The sequence below is a fragment of the Acidovorax sp. K2F genome, assembly GCF_025246485.1.
GTDB classification, from domain to species: domain Bacteria; phylum Pseudomonadota; class Gammaproteobacteria; order Burkholderiales; family Burkholderiaceae_C; genus Acidovorax; species Acidovorax delafieldii.
In genome coordinates this window covers 28796-45375 of record NZ_JAOBSQ010000041.1, presented here as the reverse complement: position 1 = coordinate 45375, position 16580 = coordinate 28796, and the positions used below count along the sequence as shown (strand labels likewise).

The window sequence follows — 16580 nt, the reverse complement described above, 5'->3', positions numbered from 1 at the left end:
AACCCCAGAAATCGTTGATTGTCGAAACGCAGCAGGCTGCTTATGCTGACTCACCAATGACACATTCACCGGCCCCAGCCCCCATGCCTTCTGCAAACAGCGTCACCCCGGGTGGCACCCCCAGCCACATCGTGGACTACACGGCCACCGAACTGTCGCGCGCCATCCATGCACGGGAGGTCTCCTGCACCGAGGTGCTGGACGCCTACCTGGCCCAGGTAGACCGGCTGAACCCCGTGGTGAATGCATTGGTGGCGATGGTGGACCGCAACGCCCTGCGCACGAAGGCGTCAGAGCGCGATGCGCAACTGGCGCGCGGCGAGAGCCTGGGCCCGCTGCATGGGTTTCCGCAGGCGCCCAAGGACATCATGCCCGCTGCGGGCATGGTCACCACGCGGGGCTCGCCCATCTTTGCCGGGCAGGTGTCTGCCACCGACGCCGTGGTGTTCGAGCGCATGCGCGCAGGCGGCGCACTGTTCATCGGCCGCAGCAACTCGCCCGAGTTTGGCCTGGGCGGGCACACCTACAACCCGGTGTATGGCACCACGCGCAACGCCCACAACCCAGCTGTGTCGGCGGGGGGCAGCAGTGGCGGCGCAGCCGTGGCAGTGGCCCTGCACATGCTGCCTGTGGCCGATGGCTCGGACATGATGGGCTCGCTGCGCACGCCAGCGGCGTTCAACAACGTATACGGCCTGCGCACCTCGTTCGGCCTGGTGCCGCACGGGCCGACGGAGGAAGTGTTCTTCCAGCAGTTCAGCGTGGCCGGGCCCATGGCGCGCAACATCCCGGACCTGGCGCTGCTGCTGTCGGTGCAGGCGGGTTTTGATGCGCGCCTGCCGCTCACGCGCCGGCACGAGGATGTGGCCCTGCTGGGCCAGCCGCTGGAGCGCGACTGGCGCGGTGCACGCATCGGCTGGCTGGGTGACCTGGGTGGCCATTTGCCCACCGAGCCTGGCGTGCTGGCCACCTGCGAGCTCGCGCTGGAGCACTTTCGCACCGTGGGCTGCACAGTGGAGGCCGTGGTGCCCGCGTTCGACCTGAAGCAGCTATGGAACGCCTGGATCGATCTGCGCAGCTTCAGCGTGGCAGGGGCCAATGCGGCCCTGTATCGCAACCCGGCCACGCATGCACTGCTGAAGTCCGAGGCGGTGTGGGAGATTGAGCGTGGCATGCGCCTCACGGCCCTGCAGGTGTACGACGCGGCCCGCGTGCGCAGCGCGTGGTACCAGGTGCTGCGCGGCCTGTTCGAGCAATTCGATTTTCTGGTGTTGCCCGCTGCCCAGGTCTTCCCGTTCGATGCCGGGCTGGACTGGCCCCACGAGGTCGGCGGCCGCACCATGGACACCTACCACCGCTGGATGGAGACCGTGGTGCCCGCCACCATGGCCGGCCTGCCCGCGCTGGCAGCCCCCGCAGGTTTTGGCCCCGGCGGCCTGCCTGCGGGGCTGCAGATCATCGGCCCGGCACAGTCTGACGCCGCCGTGCTGCAGATCGGCCATGCCTACGACCAGGCCAGTGGGTACGCGCGCCAGCGCAGCCCCTTGCTGGGGTGACCTGGGCCTCGCTGCTCGCCATTCCGTCACCACCGTGAACCCCCGCTACCCCCCGCTACCCCCCGCTTTTGTCAACGTGCTTTCAGGAGAGCTTCACCATGCTGCGTTCCCGCTTCGTATCGAGTCTTCTGCTCAGCGCACTGGTGCTGGGCGCGCCCGGCCTGGCGCAGGCACAGACTTACCCCGACCGGCCCATCAAGCTGGTCGTGCCTTTTGCCCCAGGCGGAGCCACCGACATCCTGGGACGTTTGCTGGCCACGGCCCTGGGGGAGCGTCTGGGGCAGCCCATGGTGGTCGAGAACCGGCCCGGCGCGGGCACCGTGGTGGCGGCGTCCATGGTGGCCAAGGCGCCCGCTGACGGGTACACGCTGCTGCTCGGGTCCAACACCACGCTCACCATGAACCCGGCCATCCGCACCAACCTGCCGTACGACCCCATCAAAAGCTTCACGCCCCTGGCCCTGGTGGCCGACATGGGGCTGCTGCTGGTGGCCCACAACGACACCCCGGGGCAGTCGCTCAAGGACATCGTGGCCCAGGCCAAGGCCGCGCCGGACAAGTTCTCGTACGGCTCCTATGGCACGGGCTCGTCGGTGCACTTTGGCGCCGAGATGCTCAAGACCACCGCAGGTTTTCCGATGATGCATGTGCCTTTCAACGGCAGCTCGCCCAGTCTCACGGCGCTGATGGGCGGGCAGGTGCAACTGGCGGTGGACACCGTGGTGGCATCCACCCCGCTCATCAAGTCCGGCAAGATCAAGGCGATTGCGGCGCTCAGCCCGCAGCGCCTGGCCCTGCTGCCCAATGTGCCCACGGTGGCCGAAAGCGGCTACCCCGGCTTTGACATGGGTTCCTGGTTTGCCTTTGTGGGGCCCGCAGGGCTGCCCGCACCCGTGCAGAAAAAGCTGGAAAAGGCCCTGGCCGAGACCATGGCCTCGGCGGAGTTCAAGAAGAAGATGGTGGACATCGGCCTGACGCCGCTGGGTGACAATGGCGACGCGCTGCGCGCGCGCATTGAACGCGAGCTGCCACTGATGCGCGCGGTGGCGGCACGGGCGGATATCCGGGTGGATTGACGGTCCGCGCTGAAAAGGGCTACCCGGCCCGTCAGCGCAACCCTATGGGATTCAGCGCGTCCGCTTGACCGGAATACACAGCCAGCACGGAAAGCGCCCCGTGGCCGGGTCCACCGCAAAGTCCTCGTCGTAGATCTCCAGCGCAGCGCGGGGCTCCCATTCCCAGCCATCGGGGATCTGGCCCGGCGTGCCCATCTGCGCCCAGGCGGCGGCAATCTCGGGCCCCGTGCCCACAAAGTGCATGCAGGCGTAGTCGCCGCCTTCGTAGTCCATCACCTGCACATCGGGCCCGGTGCGCAGGCCCACGCCAATCTGCACCGCTGCGTCATAGCGGCACTGCTCGGGCGGCGTGCAGGCCGGGTCGTCGTGGCTGAAGCCATAGAACTTGGGGCGCGGATCATTCAGCCGATGGGCGGCACACCAGCTGCCAAAACGCTCCCACAACTCGGTCAGGCCCGGGTGGCCGTAGGCGCCGGTGTGGCGCATGGTGGCAAGGCGCATGCGGGGCAGGGTGCGGAGGGTCAGGGTCATGGCGGGCAGGGCAGTGGCGATGGATGGAAAACCCAGTTTAGAGCCTCTTGGAAAGACACCGCATGAATCCTGCGTCGCAATTGGCGACAATGCACAGTTTGTTGCCAACCACTTCTGTCCACGCCATGCAATTTGCCGACCGCCTGAACAACGTAGAAACCTCCGCCATCCGCGAGCTTTTCAAGCTGCTGGGCAAGCCCGGCATCATCAGCTTTGCGGGTGGCTTTCCGGACAGCGCGATGTTTGACGTGGAAGGCATCCGCGCAGCCAGCAACGCCGCCCTGGCCGAAGAGCCCGGCGCCGCATTGCAATATGGCGCCACCGAGGGCTACAACCCGCTGCGCGAGCAACTGGCCGCCTTCATGACCAGCAAGGGCGCCAAGGATGTCGCGGCCGACAACCTCATCGTCACCACCGGCAGCCAGCAGGCGCTGGATCTGCTGGGCAAGACCCTCATCAGCCCCGGCGACAAGGTGATTGTGGAAGGCCCGACCTTCCTCGCCACCATCCAGTGCTTTCGCCTGTACGGCGCCGAACTCATCAGCGCGCCCATCGATGGCAACGGCGTGAAGACCGACGAGCTGGAAAAGCTGATCGCCGAGCACAAGCCGAAATTCGTTTACCTGATCCCCACCTTCGGCAACCCCAGCGGCGCCATGCTGAGTCTGGAGCGCCGCAAGGCCGTGCTGGAGATGGCCGTCAAGCACAACACCCTGATCGTCGAGGACGACCCCTACGGCGACCTGTACTTTGGCGATGCGCCACCGCCCAGCCTGCTCAACCTGTCGGCCACCGTGCCCGGCAGCCGCGAGCTGCTGGTGCACTGCGGCAGCTTGAGCAAGGTGCTGTCGCCCGGCCTGCGCGTGGGCTGGATGATTGCCCCGGCCGAGTTGCTGGGCAAGGCCACCATGTGCAAGCAGTTCAGCGACGCGCACACCAGCACCTTTGCCCAGGCCACGGCCGCGCAGTACCTCAAGGCCGGCCGCATGCCTGGCACCCTGGCCCATGTGCGCAAGGTGTACGCCGAGCGCGCCCAGGCCATGGGCGATGCGCTGCGCAAGGAGCTGGGCGACGCCATCGAATTTGTGCAGCCCCAGGGCGGCCTGTTCGTGTGGGCGCGCCTCACGGGTGCAGGCGGCAAGGTGGCCGATGGCAACGTGCTGGCCAAGCGCGCGATTGAAAAGGGTGTGGCCTTTGTGCCCGGCACGCCGTTCTTCTGCGCCAACCCCGACCACGCCACCTTCCGCCTGTCGTTTGCCACGGCCGATGTGGACAAGATCCGCGAAGGCGTAGCGCGCCTGGGCCAGGCGATCTGACGCCTCCATGTCCGACACCAACGATCTCGCCAACGTTCTCCAGCGCCTCGAAAGCCTGGAGATCAAGGCCAGCTTTACCGAAGACCTGCTGGACCAGCTGAACATGACCATCTACCAGCAGCAGCAACTGATCGATCGGTTGACGCACGAGGTCATCCAGCTGCGCCAGCAGGCGCCCGAAGGCGGCTCGAATGGCCCGCGCAACCTGCGCGACGAGCTGCCGCCGCATTACTGATCGGACCTGATCCGATCGCTCGGTCTACGCCCTGACGGACCGCCAGGCAGCCTCGGCCAGCTCGGTGCGGTAGGTAGTCGGCGATGGCAAACCGCCCTGTGCCGCATTGCCCGGCAGCCAGGCCCTGCAATAGCTCTGCACCGGCCCCATCACCAGTGATGGCATCAGCTCGCACGGCAGGTCGCGCAGCGCGCCGGACCGGCGGTGGGGCTCAAACCAGGCCACCAGCGCCTGGTTGCGGCGCCGTGCGGCCTCGGCCAGGTCGGGCGTGCGCGGGCCCGCTGCCACTGCGCTGCGCGCCTGGAACATGAACCGCGCCCGCTCGGGCTGCGCCACCACCCAATCCAGGTAGCCCGTGACCAGGGCCAACACGCCCGCCTCCACGCCCTGGGCGGCATCGAGGTGCGCCTGCACGCTGCGCGACTGGTCGTGAAAGATCTCGAAGAACAGCGCTGCCACGATGCCGTCGCGGTTGCCAAAGTGGTGATAGATGCTGCCCACGCTGGCCCCGCAGCGCGCGCGCACGCCGTCGATGGTGACTGCATCCACGCCGCCTTCGGCCGCGCAGGCCAGGGCGGCGTTCAGGATGTCCTGTCGGCGGTCGGTGGTTGCGTCGGCAGGGGATGAGGTGGGGGTCGGGGAATTGCGGCTTGCCATGGAACGGGATTCTAGAATAAAGTTCTAGAAACTACTTCTAGTTCACGATCCTTCCATGCATTCCTCTCCTCCCATGGCCGCTCCTGCCGCCGCTGCAGCCGCTGCCTCCATGCCTGGTGCCGCGTTGTACCCGCACCTGCTTGCCCCGCTCGATCTGGGCTTCACCACCCTCAAGAACCGTGTGCTCATGGGCTCCATGCACACCGGGCTGGAGGACGGGCGCGACCTGTCTCGCATGGCGGCGTACTTCCGCGAGCGGGCCGAGGGGGATGTAGGCCTGATCGTGACGGGCGGGTTCGCACCCAACATCGCGGGCTGGGCCAAACCGTTTGCGGGCACGCTGGCGACCTCGGGCGCGGCCAAGCGCCACCGCGTGGTGACCGAGGCTGTGCACGAGGCGGGCGGCAAGATCGCACTGCAGATCCTGCACACGGGCCGCTATGCCTACCACCCGCTGGCGGTGGCGCCGTCGCGGCTGCAGTCGCCGATTTCGCCGTTCACGCCGTTCGCGCTGTCGGCGAGCGGGGTGGAGCGCCAGATCCGCGCCTTCGTGCGCTGTGCAGTGAAGGCGCGCGAGGCGGGCTACGACGGCGTGGAGGTGATGGGCTCGGAGGGCTATTTCATCAACCAGTTTCTATCGCAAGCCACCAACCTGCGGCGCGATGCCTGGGGCGGCGACTACAGCCACCGCATGCGGCTGCCGGTGGAGATTCTGGCCCGCATGCGCGAGGCCGTGGGGCCGGACTTCATCATCATCTACCGCCTGTCGATGATCGACCTGGTGCCCGGCGGCAGCGCGTGGGACGAGATCGTCACCCTGGGCAAGGCCGTGGCCACGGGCGGCGCCAACATCGTCAACACCGGCATTGGCTGGCATGAGGCGCGGGTGCCCACCATTGCCACCAGCGTGCCGCGCGCAGCGTTTGCCTGGGTCACGCAAAAGATGAAGGCCGAGTTTGCGGCGGCAGGCATCACCACGCCGCTGGTCACGTCCAACCGCATCAACACGCCCGAGGTGGCCGAGCAGGTGCTGGCCGATGGCTGTGCCGACATGGTGTCCATGGCGCGGCCCCTGCTGGCCGATGCGGCGTTTGTGAAGAAGGCCGCGCAAGGCCGGGCTGACCGCATCAACACCTGCATCGCCTGCAACCAGGCCTGCCTGGACCATGTGTTCCAGAACAAGACCAGCAGCTGCCTCGTCAACCCGCGTGCTTGCCATGAGACGGAGCTGGTCTATCGCCCGATTGCCACGCCCGCATCGCGCAAGCGCATCGCGGTGGTGGGCGCGGGGCCTGCAGGCCTCACCGCTGCCACGGTGGCTGCCGAGCGTGGTCACGAGGTCCATCTGTTCGATGCGGCGCCCGCCATCGGCGGCCAGCTCAACATGGCCAAGGTGATTCCGGGCAAGGAAGAGTTCCACGAAATGCTGCGCTACCTGGCCACACGCGTGGAGGACACGGGCGTTCAGCTCCACCTGAACCGCAAGGTCGCAGCCGCCGACTTGGCGGGCTTTGACGATGTCATCGTCGCCACCGGCGTGGAGCCACGTGACCCGAAGATCCCCGGCCAGGACCACCCCAAGGTGCTGAGCTACATCGACGTGCTGCGCCACGGCAAGCCGGTGGGCGAGCGCGTGGCCATCATCGGCGCGGGCGGCATCGGCTTTGATGTGGCCGAGTTCCTCACGCATGGTGAGCACCCCTCCACCACGCTCGATTTGCCCGCCTGGAAGGCCGAATGGGGCATCACCGACCCGGCCGAGGCGCGCGGTGGCCTGGCCGCCAGCGGCCCGCGTGTGACGCCCCCTGCACGGCAGGTGACGCTGCTGCAGCGCAAGAAGGGCAAGCTGGGCGGCGGCCTGGGCAAGACCACGGGCTGGATCCACCGCACCGTGCTGAAGATGAAAGCGGTGGAGATGGTGGGTGGCGTGAACTACGAGCGCATTGCCGACGAAGGGCTGCTGGTCTCGTACGGCGAGAAGCGCGAAGACCCGACCTGGATCCCTTGCGACACCGTGGTCCTGTGCGCGGGCCAGGTGCCGTTGCGCAGCCTGGCGCAGGACCTGGAGGCCCAGGGCCGCAAGCCCCACCTCATCGGTGGTGCGCTGGAGGCCGGCGAGCTGGACGCCAAGCGCGCCATCGACCAGGCGGCGCGGCTGGCAGCCCGGCTGTAGGTCGGTGCGTACATCGCCTGCAGGGGCTCACAGGGCCTGTCAGGCGTGTTATTGAGGCCTTTTAGGCTGGTAGCGCTAGTGGAATATGCCTGAGCAGCTATATTTTTGATAGTGAATATAGGATGGCGACTGCCGTGATGGGTCACGGCGGCTGTGCTCTCCTTATCCCTCAGGCGGACAGATTCAGGGCGTTGAACACCCGCAGCGCTGCCCACGCGTCGTTGGCCGCATAGACCAGCTGGGCCTCGCTCAGCCGGGCGTTGGCCCAGTTGGAGGTGGCGGCTTTTTTGGACTTGATGAAGCGCCGGTTGAACAGCACCGCCACGGCCCCTTTCACGCCCATGTCCTTGCGGTAGCCGCGTTGGCGGAACACGGTGTTCAGCTCCAGCACATCGGCGGGTTGCACGCCCAGCTTGTGCTGGATGCGCTTGGTGTCGTCACCCAGCCCAAAGCCCGCCTTGGTCACACCCTGCAGGGCCAGCAGCTCGGCCACGCGCGCTCGGCAGCCGGGGTCGTGCAGCTGGAACACCCAGGCCCGCTCCAGCGTAGCCAGTTGCACGATGTGCGGCCCGTCCGACGGCTCATCGCGCACAAAGGTGGGCTTGGATTCGGTGTCAAAACCCCAGGCACTGGCGCTGGCCAGCGCCTTGCAAGCCTGGTCGGCCTGTGCAGGCGTGGCGACCAGCGCAATGCGGTCCATGCCCAGGCGTTCAAAGGGTTCCAGCAGCGCGATCTGGTCTTTGTCTGGCGTGGGGCGCTGGGTGGTGCGCGCCGAGGGGTGGCGGGGCGCGGAGGGCGGCTGGCGCCGCGAAGGAGGAGAGGCCGTCATGCAGTCCATTGTGCCGTGTGGGTGTCCCTTCAGCGTTTGCCGGTTTTGCGCAATCGGGGGGCTTCCTCCATCTGACCCAGGGCTTGCTCACAAGCCGCCACCGACTGGGCCTGCCGCCCCGCCAGCCAGCCTGCGCCAAACCAGGCCTTCAGGTCGCCGGACTCTGCAAGCTCGCGGTACAGCGCCGCCGCCACACGCTCGTCATTGAGGCGGCCCAATGCCGACAGCGCTGGCTGCAGGCTGTCCAGAAACCGGGCGCTGTGTGCATCCAGCGCGGGCGCCACGAACTCTGTGAGATAGCGCAGGCGTTTGAGGCGTTTGCGCAGCCGGTGCTGTGCCTGGGGCGTGCGCGTGGCAAAACCCCGTGCGCCTTTTTGCACCTGGGCGTGCAGTGCGCGCAGGCGCTGCTGCAGCAGGCGGCGCGTGGCACGGGCGTCGAGGCCCGCGGGGGCGCTGCCCGTGGCATACAGCCCTGGGGTGGTAAAGGCCATCAGATACACCAGCGCTTCCTGGAAGGCCGCATCGCGCACGGTCTGTTGTGCGGCCTGGGCCACCAGCCCGGCGGTGTCGTTCGGGTGGGTGTACAGGGGCGGCGCTCCGGCGGCCTGCAGTTCGGCACCGATGCGTTGCATCACCTGGTTGCGGTCCCGCAGGTGGCCGAGCTGCTGGAACACCTGGACCAGGGGCGGCTCCCAGGCGGGGTCAAAGTTGCCTGGGGCCAGCGGCGCCAGCTCGCGCAGGGCGGTGCGCAGGCGGCGGATGCCGATGCGCAGCTGGTGCAGCTGCTCCTCATCACTCGCACCTTCGGCAATGTCGCTGGCGGGGCCGAGGATCTGCTGCAGGCACTGCGCCACCACGGCGCGCTGCAGGGCCTGCCCGGCGGGCAGTTGCTGGTACAGGGGGGAGCGGGGTCGGGCCTTGCGGGGCGAACCACTGCTGGCTGGGCTGTCAGATGGAATGGGAATGCCCGATGGACTGCCAGCTGGTGCCAGCAGGCGCTCGCCCCGTTCGGCCTTGGACACGGTGCTCAGATACAGCCCGTGCCGCGTGGCCCACTGCGCGGCGAGCGCTGCAAGACCCGCCACCGGCCCGGCCTTGAGTTCCAGCTCCAGCTCGCAAATGGGGGCCTGTGCCTGCTGGGGCGTGCCCCGGTGGGCCACCACCCGGCCGGTGTCCAGCGCCAGCTCGACCACCGCTCCCTGGCGGGTGATATCGCGTGTCAGCCGGTCCATCTCGGTGCCATAGGTTTCGACGAGGGGGCCACAAGCGGCTTGCAGGGCCTGCTGCAGCCGGGCGCCTGCCACGGTGCCACTGTGCAACTGGGGCAGGGGTTCGGGCGCGATGCCTTCTATGGCGGGGCCGCGTGCGACGTTGTGCTCCTGCCGGTCCAGCGGGCCATCGCCCAGCGCCTTGACGGTTTGCACCCACTGGTCGCCCTCGCGCCGCAGGCGAAACGCTATGCCGCGTGACGCCAGTGCACCGTCGGGCGTGTCGAAGTAGCGGGCCTCCATGCGGATGGCGACACACCGGCCCCGGCGTACTGCCGCTTGCACGGCAGCCAGACGGTCGGGCGGGATGCAGAACTTGAATTCGATTTCCATGGTGGCTGCATTATCCCGTGGTATCCCCATCGCAGGGCCGCGCCGGATGAAGGGCGCGCAGAGGTTATCCGCAAATAATGGAAAATCAATGATTCAAGTGAGGGTGTATTGATTATGAAGGGCGATTGAAGGAGGATATCAAGCTCATGCCCAGCGGTTTTCCTTGATTATCCCGGATGGACGTGATGATTTTGAATGCCGACGCCTGAACCCGGTCTGGCAGGCGGACAAAATTATTTTCTTGCACCAGGGTGTCGCCATTGAAAAACGACCAGAGGATGAACCGGAGCGCCTGGGCTGTCTGGTCGGGGTTCTGCGTGACCTTGGGGAACACCACAAACGTGCCCATGGTGATGGGCCAGGCCGATTTACCGGGCCGCTGCGTCAAGGTGGTGTGGAAAACTCCGGTGGCCGACCAATCGCTGTTGGTCAGTGCAGCCTTGAAGGCGTCGATGGAGGGTTTGACATAACTGCCGTCGGCATTTTTCATCTGCACAGTGGTCAGACCGTATTCCGCCACATAGCCGTGGTCCACGTACCCGATGGCGCCCACCGTGTCGCGCACGCCCTTGGCCACGCCGTCGCTGCCCTTGAAGGCCAGCACACCCGCAGGCCAGGCAATGCTGGTTTTGGCGCCGTAAGTTTTTTTCCATTGCGGGCTCACCTTGCCCAGGTAGTCCGCAAAGTTGTAGGTGGTGCCCGAGCCATCGGCGCGCACCACCACCTTGATCGGCAGGTCGGGCAGGGAGACATCGGGGTTCAGTGCGGCGATCTCGGCCGCGTGCCAGCGGGTAATCTCGCCCATGAAGATGCGGCTGAGCACCTCGCCCGTCAGGCGCAGCTGGGTGCTTTGCACCTTGGGCAGGTTGACGATGGGGCTGATGCCGGTGATGGCCACTGGCAGCGCCAGCAGGCCGTGCTCCAGCAAGTCCTTTTCTGCGGGGTACACGTCTGTCGCGCCAAAACCGACGGCCTGTTGCTGGATTTTTTTCATGCCCGCGCTGGAACCCACCGGGTCGTAGTCCACCGCGCTGCCAGTGGCCTTGGCATAGGCCTTGGCCCAGCTGCGGTAGATGGGCGCCGCCGCCGACGAACCAGCGCCCGTCACGGTCTGCGCGCTGGCCAGCCCCGCCTGCACAAGGGCCAGGGTTGCCAGCAGAAGAAAGTAAATATATTTCATGTGTTTTATGTAATGGTTTTTATGAATAACGATATGCCATGCACGATTTCGGGTGCAGTGAAATCCACGCGTGTTCATTGAGCGGACAGGCAGATTTCGGTGCCGATCCTAGCAAAATGACAGCGATTTGAAGCATTGGCCTGAACGGCGAAGGTTTCTTGCTGAGTCACTAATCTGTCATTTGAAACAATTAGTATCTTTCGCATCCCATCGGGGGCTTGTTGCACGGCGGGTGGTTGGCTTACCCCCCGCAGCAACACGCGTTCGCTCCCACAAGGCGGCGGCGCCCTGGTGGACCTTCACGAAAGATTCAGATGCTTCAAAAAATGAAAATTGGTACCCGCCTGGCCCTGGCCTTTGCCGTGCTGCTGTTGCTGATATCGGCCCTGGCGGCCGGTGGCATCAGCGGGGCCAAGCGGTTGACCGAGCGCAGCGCTGCCCTGTATGGCGATCGCACCGTGCCCATGGGCGTGTTGGCCGAGATCAGCCACCTGACGCAGCGCAACCGCGTGCTGGTGATGGACATGCTGATGGACCCCGGCACCAGCAACCTGGAGGCCAGCCACGCTGCCCTGACCGCCAATGTCGAGCGCATCCAGGCCCTGTGGAAGGAGTACGCCGCCAAGCCCCTGGGGGCCGAGGAGCAGGCCCTGGCGCAGGCCTTTGCCGATGCCAATGCCACCTATCTGGACCAGGGCCTGATCCCGGCGTCGGCCGCGCTGGTAGCCGGCAAGTACGACGACGGCTCGGAGCTGTACATCACCCAGATCCGCCCCAACGCGCTCAAGGTGCAGGACGCCATCGAGCGCCTAGTGGCGCTGCAGATCAACGTGGCTGCGGCAGAGTTTGCCGGGGCGCGCGCCATGAGCGACACCATCCACTGGTGGATGCTGGCCGCCACCGCCCTGGCATTGCTGGCAGGTGCTGCGATGGCCTGGGTCATCACCCGTTCGATCTCGCGGCCGCTGCGTCAGGCCGTGGTGCTGGCACGCACCGTGGCGGGGGGCGACCTGACGGCGCAGATCGATGTGCGTGGCAACGACGAGACCGCCGAGCTGCTGGGGGCCCTGCGTGAGATGAACCACCAGCTGGTGCGCGTGATCACCGAGGTGCGCGCCAGCACCGAGACGGTCGCCCACGAGGCCGTGGTGATGGCGGGCGGCACCGAAGACCTGGCACGCCGCACCGAGGTGCAGGCATCCAATCTGCAGGAGACGGCCGCGTCGATGGAGCAGCTGACCATCACGGTGCAGCACAACACCGACAACGCCCAACGTGCCACCGCCCTGGCGCAGGAGGCCAGCAGCGTGGCCAACGAAGGCGGCAGCGTGATGCGCGATGTGATCGCCACCATGCAGGAGATCAAGACCCAGTCGCAGAAGATCACGGACATCATCAAGGTGATCGACGACATCGCCTTCCAGACCAATCTGCTGGCGCTGAATGCGGCGGTGGAGGCCGCGCGTGCGGGTGAACAGGGCCGGGGCTTTGCCGTGGTGGCTGGCGAGGTGCGGGGCCTGTCGCAGCGCAGCAGCATGGCGGCCCGGGAGATTCGCGGCCTGATCTCGGCCAGCGTGCAGGGTGTGGAGCGCGGGTCCACCCTGGTGGGGCAGGCGGGCGAGCGCGTGGCCAACACCGTGCACCATGTGAACCAAGTGGTGTCGCTCATCACCGCCATCAAGGATGCCGGGCAGGAGCAGGCCCGGGGCATTGCCCAGATCGGAGAGGCCGTGCGCCAGCTGGACGCGGCCACGCAGCAGAACGCTGCGCTGGTGGATGACAGTTCGTCTGCCTCGACCGGCATGAAGAATCAGGTGAGGCGCCTGCTGGAGGTGATTCACCAGTTCCGCCTGACGCCGGATATGCGCCTGCCTGGTGCAGGCGCACCCTTGCTGGAAACGGCAGGGTTGCCCCCTGCTGTGGCTCTGGAGGGCGGGGCTGGCAGTCGCGCGCAACTGGCCATCCCGGCCCGCTAGCCCGGCGGCGGCGTGGTCTCTGCATCGCGTGGCCTATGCAGCCAATGACTGAGACATTGCCACCCACCACGCCAAGACCTGCGCCATGAACCGCACCGACGTATTGATCGCGATTGCCGAGGTGGCGCGCAGTGGTGGCGCTGCCGCACCCGAAGACGCCATCTCCCAGCTGGCGATGCTCATTGATGATCTGGAGCTGTCCTGCAGCGGCTCGGAGCAGGTGATGGAGATGCTGCTGCGCATCGCCGCCTGCCTGTGGAACCTGCAACAGGAACGCATGCGCCTTTGAACAGGTGCCTTGGCATGCTGCATGGCCCTGATCTCTCACCGATCAGGGCGACTGAAATGATCACTCGTCCAGCGTCTCGAGCGAAGCCACCTGGTTGCGTCCCCGGTGCTTGGCCAGGTACAGCGCCTGGTCGGCGCGGTCGAGCATGTCGCGCAGGCTGCGATCGCTCTGGCGGAAGGTGCTCACCCCCAGGCTGGTGGTCACGCAGTAGCAGTGGCCTGCTTCGTCCGTCAGTTCCAGCGCGCTAACACTACGCAGCATGCGCGTGGCCACCTCCAGGCCCTCGGCCAGTGTGGTCAGCGGCAGCAGCACGCCAAACTCTTCGCCGCCCAGGCGGCCCACAGCATCGCTGGCACGCAACTGGCCCTTGATGGCCTGTGCAAACGCCAGCAGCGCCCGGTCGCCCTCCAGGTGGCCAAAACGGTCGTTGATGGCCTTGAAGTGGTCCAGGTCCAACATCAGCAACGTCAGCGGCTCGCCGTTGCTGCGTGAATGGGCATAGGCCGACTCGGCGCATTCCAGAAACGCGCGGCGGTTGGCAATGCCCGTCAGCATGTCGGTGGTGGCCAGACGCTGCAGCTCGCGCTCCAGGTTCTTGCGCTGCGTGACGTCGCGGTAGATGCCTTCGACCCCCGCAAAATTGCCTGCATGGTCGTACAGCGCATGGCTGCTGATAGAGATGTCGATCACCGTGCCATCGCGCCGCACCATCTGGCCCGGAAAGTCCGACACCTCGCCGTGTTCCATGATCGCGGCCTTGAACGCGTCGCGGTCTTTGCTTTGGGGGTAGTACGACTCGGCCGTGCGGCCTTCGATTTCGTGGGGCTCGTAGCCCAGCACCCGGCGCACGCCCGGACCCACATGCTGCACGATGCCCTGCGCATCGGTGCGGTAGTACACGTCCTGCATGTTCTCGAACAGGCGCCGGAAGTTCTGCTCGCTCTCGCGCAGCTGGGCCTCGATCTCGCTCTGGTGTGTCATGTCCATGCCGCACATGAGCACGGCGGGGGCACCGTCCCATTCAATGGCCACACTGCTGATCAGCACCATGCGCAAGTTCCCGCGCTCGGTGCGGATACGGAACTCGGAGGATTTGTTGGGCCGCCCGGCCTGCTCGGGCACGGCTACTTGCTGGATGCGGTTGGTGGAGCGCACCTGGTCCAGGGGGTGCACAAAGTCGCCAGACAGCCGCCCGATCAGGCTGTCGATACTGGGCGCCTCCAGCAACTCCATGCTGGCGGCGTTGGCAAAGCGGATGGCGCCCTGTTGTGTGACAAGCACAGCCGCTGGCAACAGGTGCAGCAGGCGCAGGTCGTGGTTCATGGGCTGGTGGTAACCAAAAGTAATGCACCATTGTGGCACCTGGATGCGCCGGTGTGAAACGGCACCTGTCGCAGGCGGTACTATCGCCCATGAGAAAAACTTTCCAACTCCACGTTGAAGGCAAGAACCGCGATCGCGTTCTAGATGCCGTCAAGCACGAAATCCGCAAGTACATCAAGCGCGAACGGCGCCGCGACCTGCCCGAAGGCGCCGATTTCTGGGACTTTGACTGCCAGTTTGGCCGCACCAAAGAAGACGCCGCCGTGGCGCACCTGGCCGCCTTGACCGGGCTGATCAACGGCGTGGCCGCCGAGGGCGGCGCCCAGTTCTATGTGGAAATTCTGGCCAAGCCCGGCAAGCGCACACCCCGTCTGGCTGGTGAGGCTTCACACAGCGGGCCAGATGGCTTGGACGCGGACGACGAAGAAGGCGCGTAAGCCCTGGCGCTGGGTGGATGCCACCCCGCTCACCCTCAGTCAAGCACTGCAGGCCCCTTTCAGGGGCCTTTTTTGTGGGCAGCGGGGGCATCGGCTGCCTGCGCCGCTGCTGCGCGCAGCTTGTCCTTTTTGCTGGGGCGTTTGCCCTTGATGCCGCCGGTGCCCCCGGGGTCGGTGGATGGTGCGGGCGCGGGAGCCTCGGTGGGTTCAAAGCCCGCAATCTGCTCGCGTGGGATGGTGAGGTGCTGGCGTTTTTCGATCAGCCGGAAATGCGCCTCGGCATCGGCGGTCACAAAGCTCACGGCCATGCCGCTCTCGCCCGCCCGGCCGGTGCGGCCGATGCGGTGCACATAGTCCACGGCCGATCGGGGCAGGTCGTAGTTCACCACGGCAGGCAGCTGCGCAATGTCGATGCCGCGTGCTGCGAGGTCGGTGGTCACGACCACCTGCCAGCGCTCGTCCTTGAACTCCTGCAGCACCTGGTTGCGCGCGCCCTGGCTCAGGCCGCCGTGGAAGGGCGATGCAAAGATGCCCGCCTTGTACAGCTTCTCGGCCACATGCTCGGCCGCGTATTGCGTGGCCACAAACACCAGCACGCGCGACCAGTTGTGCTCCTTGACCAGGTGGCGCAGCAACTGGGTGCGGCGGCTGGCGTCCACCGCAATGGCGCGTTGTTCGATGGCGGGCTCGTTACCCGGTGTGTGGGGCACCTCCACGCGCACCGGCTGCTTCAGCAGGCCATCGGCCAGCGCCTGCACCGCGGTTGGGAATGTGGCCGAGAAAAACAGGTTCTGCCGCCGGGCTGGCAACAGCGCCAGCACGCGCTGCAGTTCCTCGGCAAAGCCCAGGTCCAGCAGCCGGTCTGCTTCGTCCAGCACGAGGTGTGCCACGGCCGACAGGCGCAGCGCGTTGTGGTCCACCAGGTCCAGCAGGCGGCCCGGCGTGGCCACCACAATGTCGGCGCCGCCGCGCAGGCCCAGCATCTGCGGATTGATCGACACGCCGCCGAACACGATGGCGATCTTGAGCGGTTGCTGCAGGTGCTGCGCCAGGCTGCGCAGCACTTCTCCCACCTGCGCTGCCAGTTCACGGGTGGGCACCAGCACCAGGGCGCGCACCCGGCGCGGGCCGCCAGTGGCGCTGAGCTGCAGCTGCTGCAGCAAGGGCAGGGCAAATGCCGCCGTCTTGCCCGAGCCCGTCTGTGCGGCACCCAGCAGATCTACCCCCTGCAGGATGGCCGGAATGGCGCCCGCCTGAATGGGCGTGGGCGCCACAAAGCCCGCCTTGGCGGCGGCATGGACAAGGGCGGGGGACAGACCGAGGGAGGCAAAAGGCATGGAAAGGCGCTGGGAATGCGTTGAGGAGGGCACGCAAGGCAGCGCGGACAAAGCAGTAATGGCC

General features: G+C 66.6%; 15 protein-coding genes. 8 read left to right on the top strand and 7 right to left on the bottom strand.

Annotated features, from left to right (window positions below; translation table 11 throughout):
- The first annotated feature begins 83 nt into the window (after positions 1-83).
- The gene (locus tag N4G42_RS15810) at positions 84-1556 is read left to right on the top strand and encodes an amidase (protein WP_260667860.1); all 1473 of its coding nucleotides are present in this window, start codon (positions 84-86) and stop codon (positions 1554-1556) included.
- Positions 1557-1654: 98 nt separating this feature from the next.
- Positions 1655-2632 carry a Bug family tripartite tricarboxylate transporter substrate binding protein gene (locus tag N4G42_RS15805; RefSeq protein WP_260667859.1) on the top strand — a complete coding sequence of 326 codons (978 nt, stop codon included), beginning with the start codon at positions 1655-1657 and terminating at the stop codon, positions 2630-2632.
- 51 nt (positions 2633-2683) lie between these two features.
- On the opposite strand, the gene N4G42_RS15800 is transcribed toward N4G42_RS15805, so the two are convergent.
- Positions 2684-3163, bottom strand: a complete 480-nt coding sequence (locus N4G42_RS15800) for a GyrI-like domain-containing protein (protein ID WP_260667858.1) — start codon at positions 3161-3163, stop codon at positions 2684-2686.
- A 125-nt stretch (positions 3164-3288) separates the two neighbouring features.
- On the opposite strand from N4G42_RS15800, the gene N4G42_RS15795 reads away from it, so the two are divergent.
- Both N4G42_RS15795 and N4G42_RS15790 read left to right on the top strand, forming a co-directional pair.
- The gene (locus N4G42_RS15795) at positions 3289-4479 is read left to right on the top strand and encodes a PLP-dependent aminotransferase family protein (RefSeq protein WP_056747178.1); all 1191 of its coding nucleotides are present in this window, start codon (positions 3289-3291) and stop codon (positions 4477-4479) included.
- A gap of 7 nt (positions 4480-4486) precedes the next feature.
- A complete protein-coding gene (locus tag N4G42_RS15790; protein ID WP_008906148.1) occupies positions 4487-4714 on the top strand; it encodes a SlyX family protein in 228 nt (75 codons plus the stop codon).
- A 24-nt stretch (positions 4715-4738) separates the two neighbouring features.
- Here the strand turns inward: N4G42_RS15790 and N4G42_RS15785 are convergent, their stop codons facing one another.
- Positions 4739-5371 carry a TetR/AcrR family transcriptional regulator gene (locus N4G42_RS15785; protein ID WP_260667857.1) on the bottom strand — a complete coding sequence of 211 codons (633 nt, stop codon included), beginning with the start codon at positions 5369-5371 and terminating at the stop codon, positions 4739-4741.
- A gap of 109 nt (positions 5372-5480) precedes the next feature.
- Here N4G42_RS15785 and N4G42_RS15780 point away from each other — a divergent pair, with 109 nt between their 5' ends.
- Positions 5481-7544, top strand: a complete 2064-nt coding sequence (locus N4G42_RS15780) for an NADPH-dependent 2,4-dienoyl-CoA reductase (RefSeq protein WP_260667931.1) — start codon at positions 5481-5483, stop codon at positions 7542-7544.
- 169 nt (positions 7545-7713) lie between these two features.
- On the opposite strand, the gene N4G42_RS15775 is transcribed toward N4G42_RS15780, so the two are convergent.
- The 3 genes from N4G42_RS15775 to pstS form a co-directional block, all read right to left on the bottom strand.
- Complete coding sequence (locus tag N4G42_RS15775) at positions 7714-8382, bottom strand: 3'-5' exonuclease (RefSeq protein ID WP_395453912.1); 669 nt, start codon at positions 8380-8382, stop codon at positions 7714-7716.
- A gap of 20 nt (positions 8383-8402) precedes the next feature.
- Entirely contained in the window at positions 8403-9974 is a 1572-nt protein-coding gene (locus N4G42_RS15770; protein WP_260667855.1) for a CYTH and CHAD domain-containing protein, read from the bottom strand.
- Positions 9975-10086: 112 nt separating this feature from the next.
- Positions 10087-11154 carry a phosphate ABC transporter substrate-binding protein PstS gene (pstS, locus tag N4G42_RS15765; RefSeq protein WP_260667854.1) on the bottom strand — a complete coding sequence of 356 codons (1068 nt, stop codon included), beginning with the start codon at positions 11152-11154 and terminating at the stop codon, positions 10087-10089.
- Between the two features lie 326 nt (positions 11155-11480).
- Here pstS and N4G42_RS15760 point away from each other — a divergent pair, with 326 nt between their 5' ends.
- Together N4G42_RS15760 and N4G42_RS15755 are read left to right on the top strand one after the other, a co-directional pair.
- Complete coding sequence (locus N4G42_RS15760; RefSeq protein ID WP_260667853.1) at positions 11481-13130, top strand: methyl-accepting chemotaxis protein; 1650 nt, start codon at positions 11481-11483, stop codon at positions 13128-13130.
- A gap of 85 nt (positions 13131-13215) precedes the next feature.
- Positions 13216-13419 (top strand): hypothetical protein, encoded by a 204-nt coding sequence (locus N4G42_RS15755; RefSeq protein WP_056747226.1) that lies wholly within the window; start codon positions 13216-13218, stop codon positions 13417-13419.
- Between the two features lie 60 nt (positions 13420-13479).
- Here N4G42_RS15755 and N4G42_RS15750 read toward each other — a convergent pair whose 3' ends face one another.
- Entirely contained in the window at positions 13480-14742 is a 1263-nt protein-coding gene (locus N4G42_RS15750; protein WP_260667852.1) for a sensor domain-containing diguanylate cyclase, read from the bottom strand.
- Between the two features lie 89 nt (positions 14743-14831).
- Here N4G42_RS15750 and N4G42_RS15745 point away from each other — a divergent pair, with 89 nt between their 5' ends.
- The gene (locus tag N4G42_RS15745; protein WP_260667851.1) at positions 14832-15179 is read left to right on the top strand and encodes a DUF6172 family protein; all 348 of its coding nucleotides are present in this window, start codon (positions 14832-14834) and stop codon (positions 15177-15179) included.
- A gap of 59 nt (positions 15180-15238) precedes the next feature.
- Here the strand turns inward: N4G42_RS15745 and N4G42_RS15740 are convergent, their stop codons facing one another.
- Positions 15239-16516, bottom strand: coding sequence for a DEAD/DEAH box helicase (locus tag N4G42_RS15740; RefSeq protein WP_260667850.1), 1278 nt, complete (start codon positions 16514-16516; stop codon positions 15239-15241).
- Between the last annotated feature and the right edge of the window lie 64 nt (positions 16517-16580).

Coding starts and splice junctions, on each gene's coding strand:
- N4G42_RS15810 (WP_260667860.1), top strand. CDS start 84: ATGCCTTCTGCAAACAGCGTCACCCCGGGTGGCACCCCCAGCCACATC.
- N4G42_RS15805 (WP_260667859.1), top strand. CDS start 1,655: ATGCTGCGTTCCCGCTTCGTATCGAGTCTTCTGCTCAGCGCACTGGTG.
- N4G42_RS15800 (WP_260667858.1), bottom strand. CDS start 3,163: ATGACCCTGACCCTCCGCACCCTGCCCCGCATGCGCCTTGCCACCATG.
- N4G42_RS15795 (WP_056747178.1), top strand. CDS start 3,289: ATGCAATTTGCCGACCGCCTGAACAACGTAGAAACCTCCGCCATCCGC.
- N4G42_RS15790 (WP_008906148.1), top strand. CDS start 4,487: ATGTCCGACACCAACGATCTCGCCAACGTTCTCCAGCGCCTCGAAAGC.
- N4G42_RS15785 (WP_260667857.1), bottom strand. CDS start 5,371: ATGGCAAGCCGCAATTCCCCGACCCCCACCTCATCCCCTGCCGACGCA.
- N4G42_RS15780 (WP_260667931.1), top strand. CDS start 5,481: ATGCCTGGTGCCGCGTTGTACCCGCACCTGCTTGCCCCGCTCGATCTG.
- N4G42_RS15775 (WP_395453912.1), bottom strand. CDS start 8,382: ATGGACTGCATGACGGCCTCTCCTCCTTCGCGGCGCCAGCCGCCCTCC.
- N4G42_RS15770 (WP_260667855.1), bottom strand. CDS start 9,974: ATGGAAATCGAATTCAAGTTCTGCATCCCGCCCGACCGTCTGGCTGCC.
- pstS (WP_260667854.1), bottom strand. CDS start 11,154: ATGAAATATATTTACTTTCTTCTGCTGGCAACCCTGGCCCTTGTGCAG.
- N4G42_RS15760 (WP_260667853.1), top strand. CDS start 11,481: ATGAAAATTGGTACCCGCCTGGCCCTGGCCTTTGCCGTGCTGCTGTTG.
- N4G42_RS15755 (WP_056747226.1), top strand. CDS start 13,216: ATGAACCGCACCGACGTATTGATCGCGATTGCCGAGGTGGCGCGCAGT.
- N4G42_RS15750 (WP_260667852.1), bottom strand. CDS start 14,742: ATGAACCACGACCTGCGCCTGCTGCACCTGTTGCCAGCGGCTGTGCTT.
- N4G42_RS15745 (WP_260667851.1), top strand. CDS start 14,832: ATGAGAAAAACTTTCCAACTCCACGTTGAAGGCAAGAACCGCGATCGC.
- N4G42_RS15740 (WP_260667850.1), bottom strand. CDS start 16,516: ATGCCTTTTGCCTCCCTCGGTCTGTCCCCCGCCCTTGTCCATGCCGCC.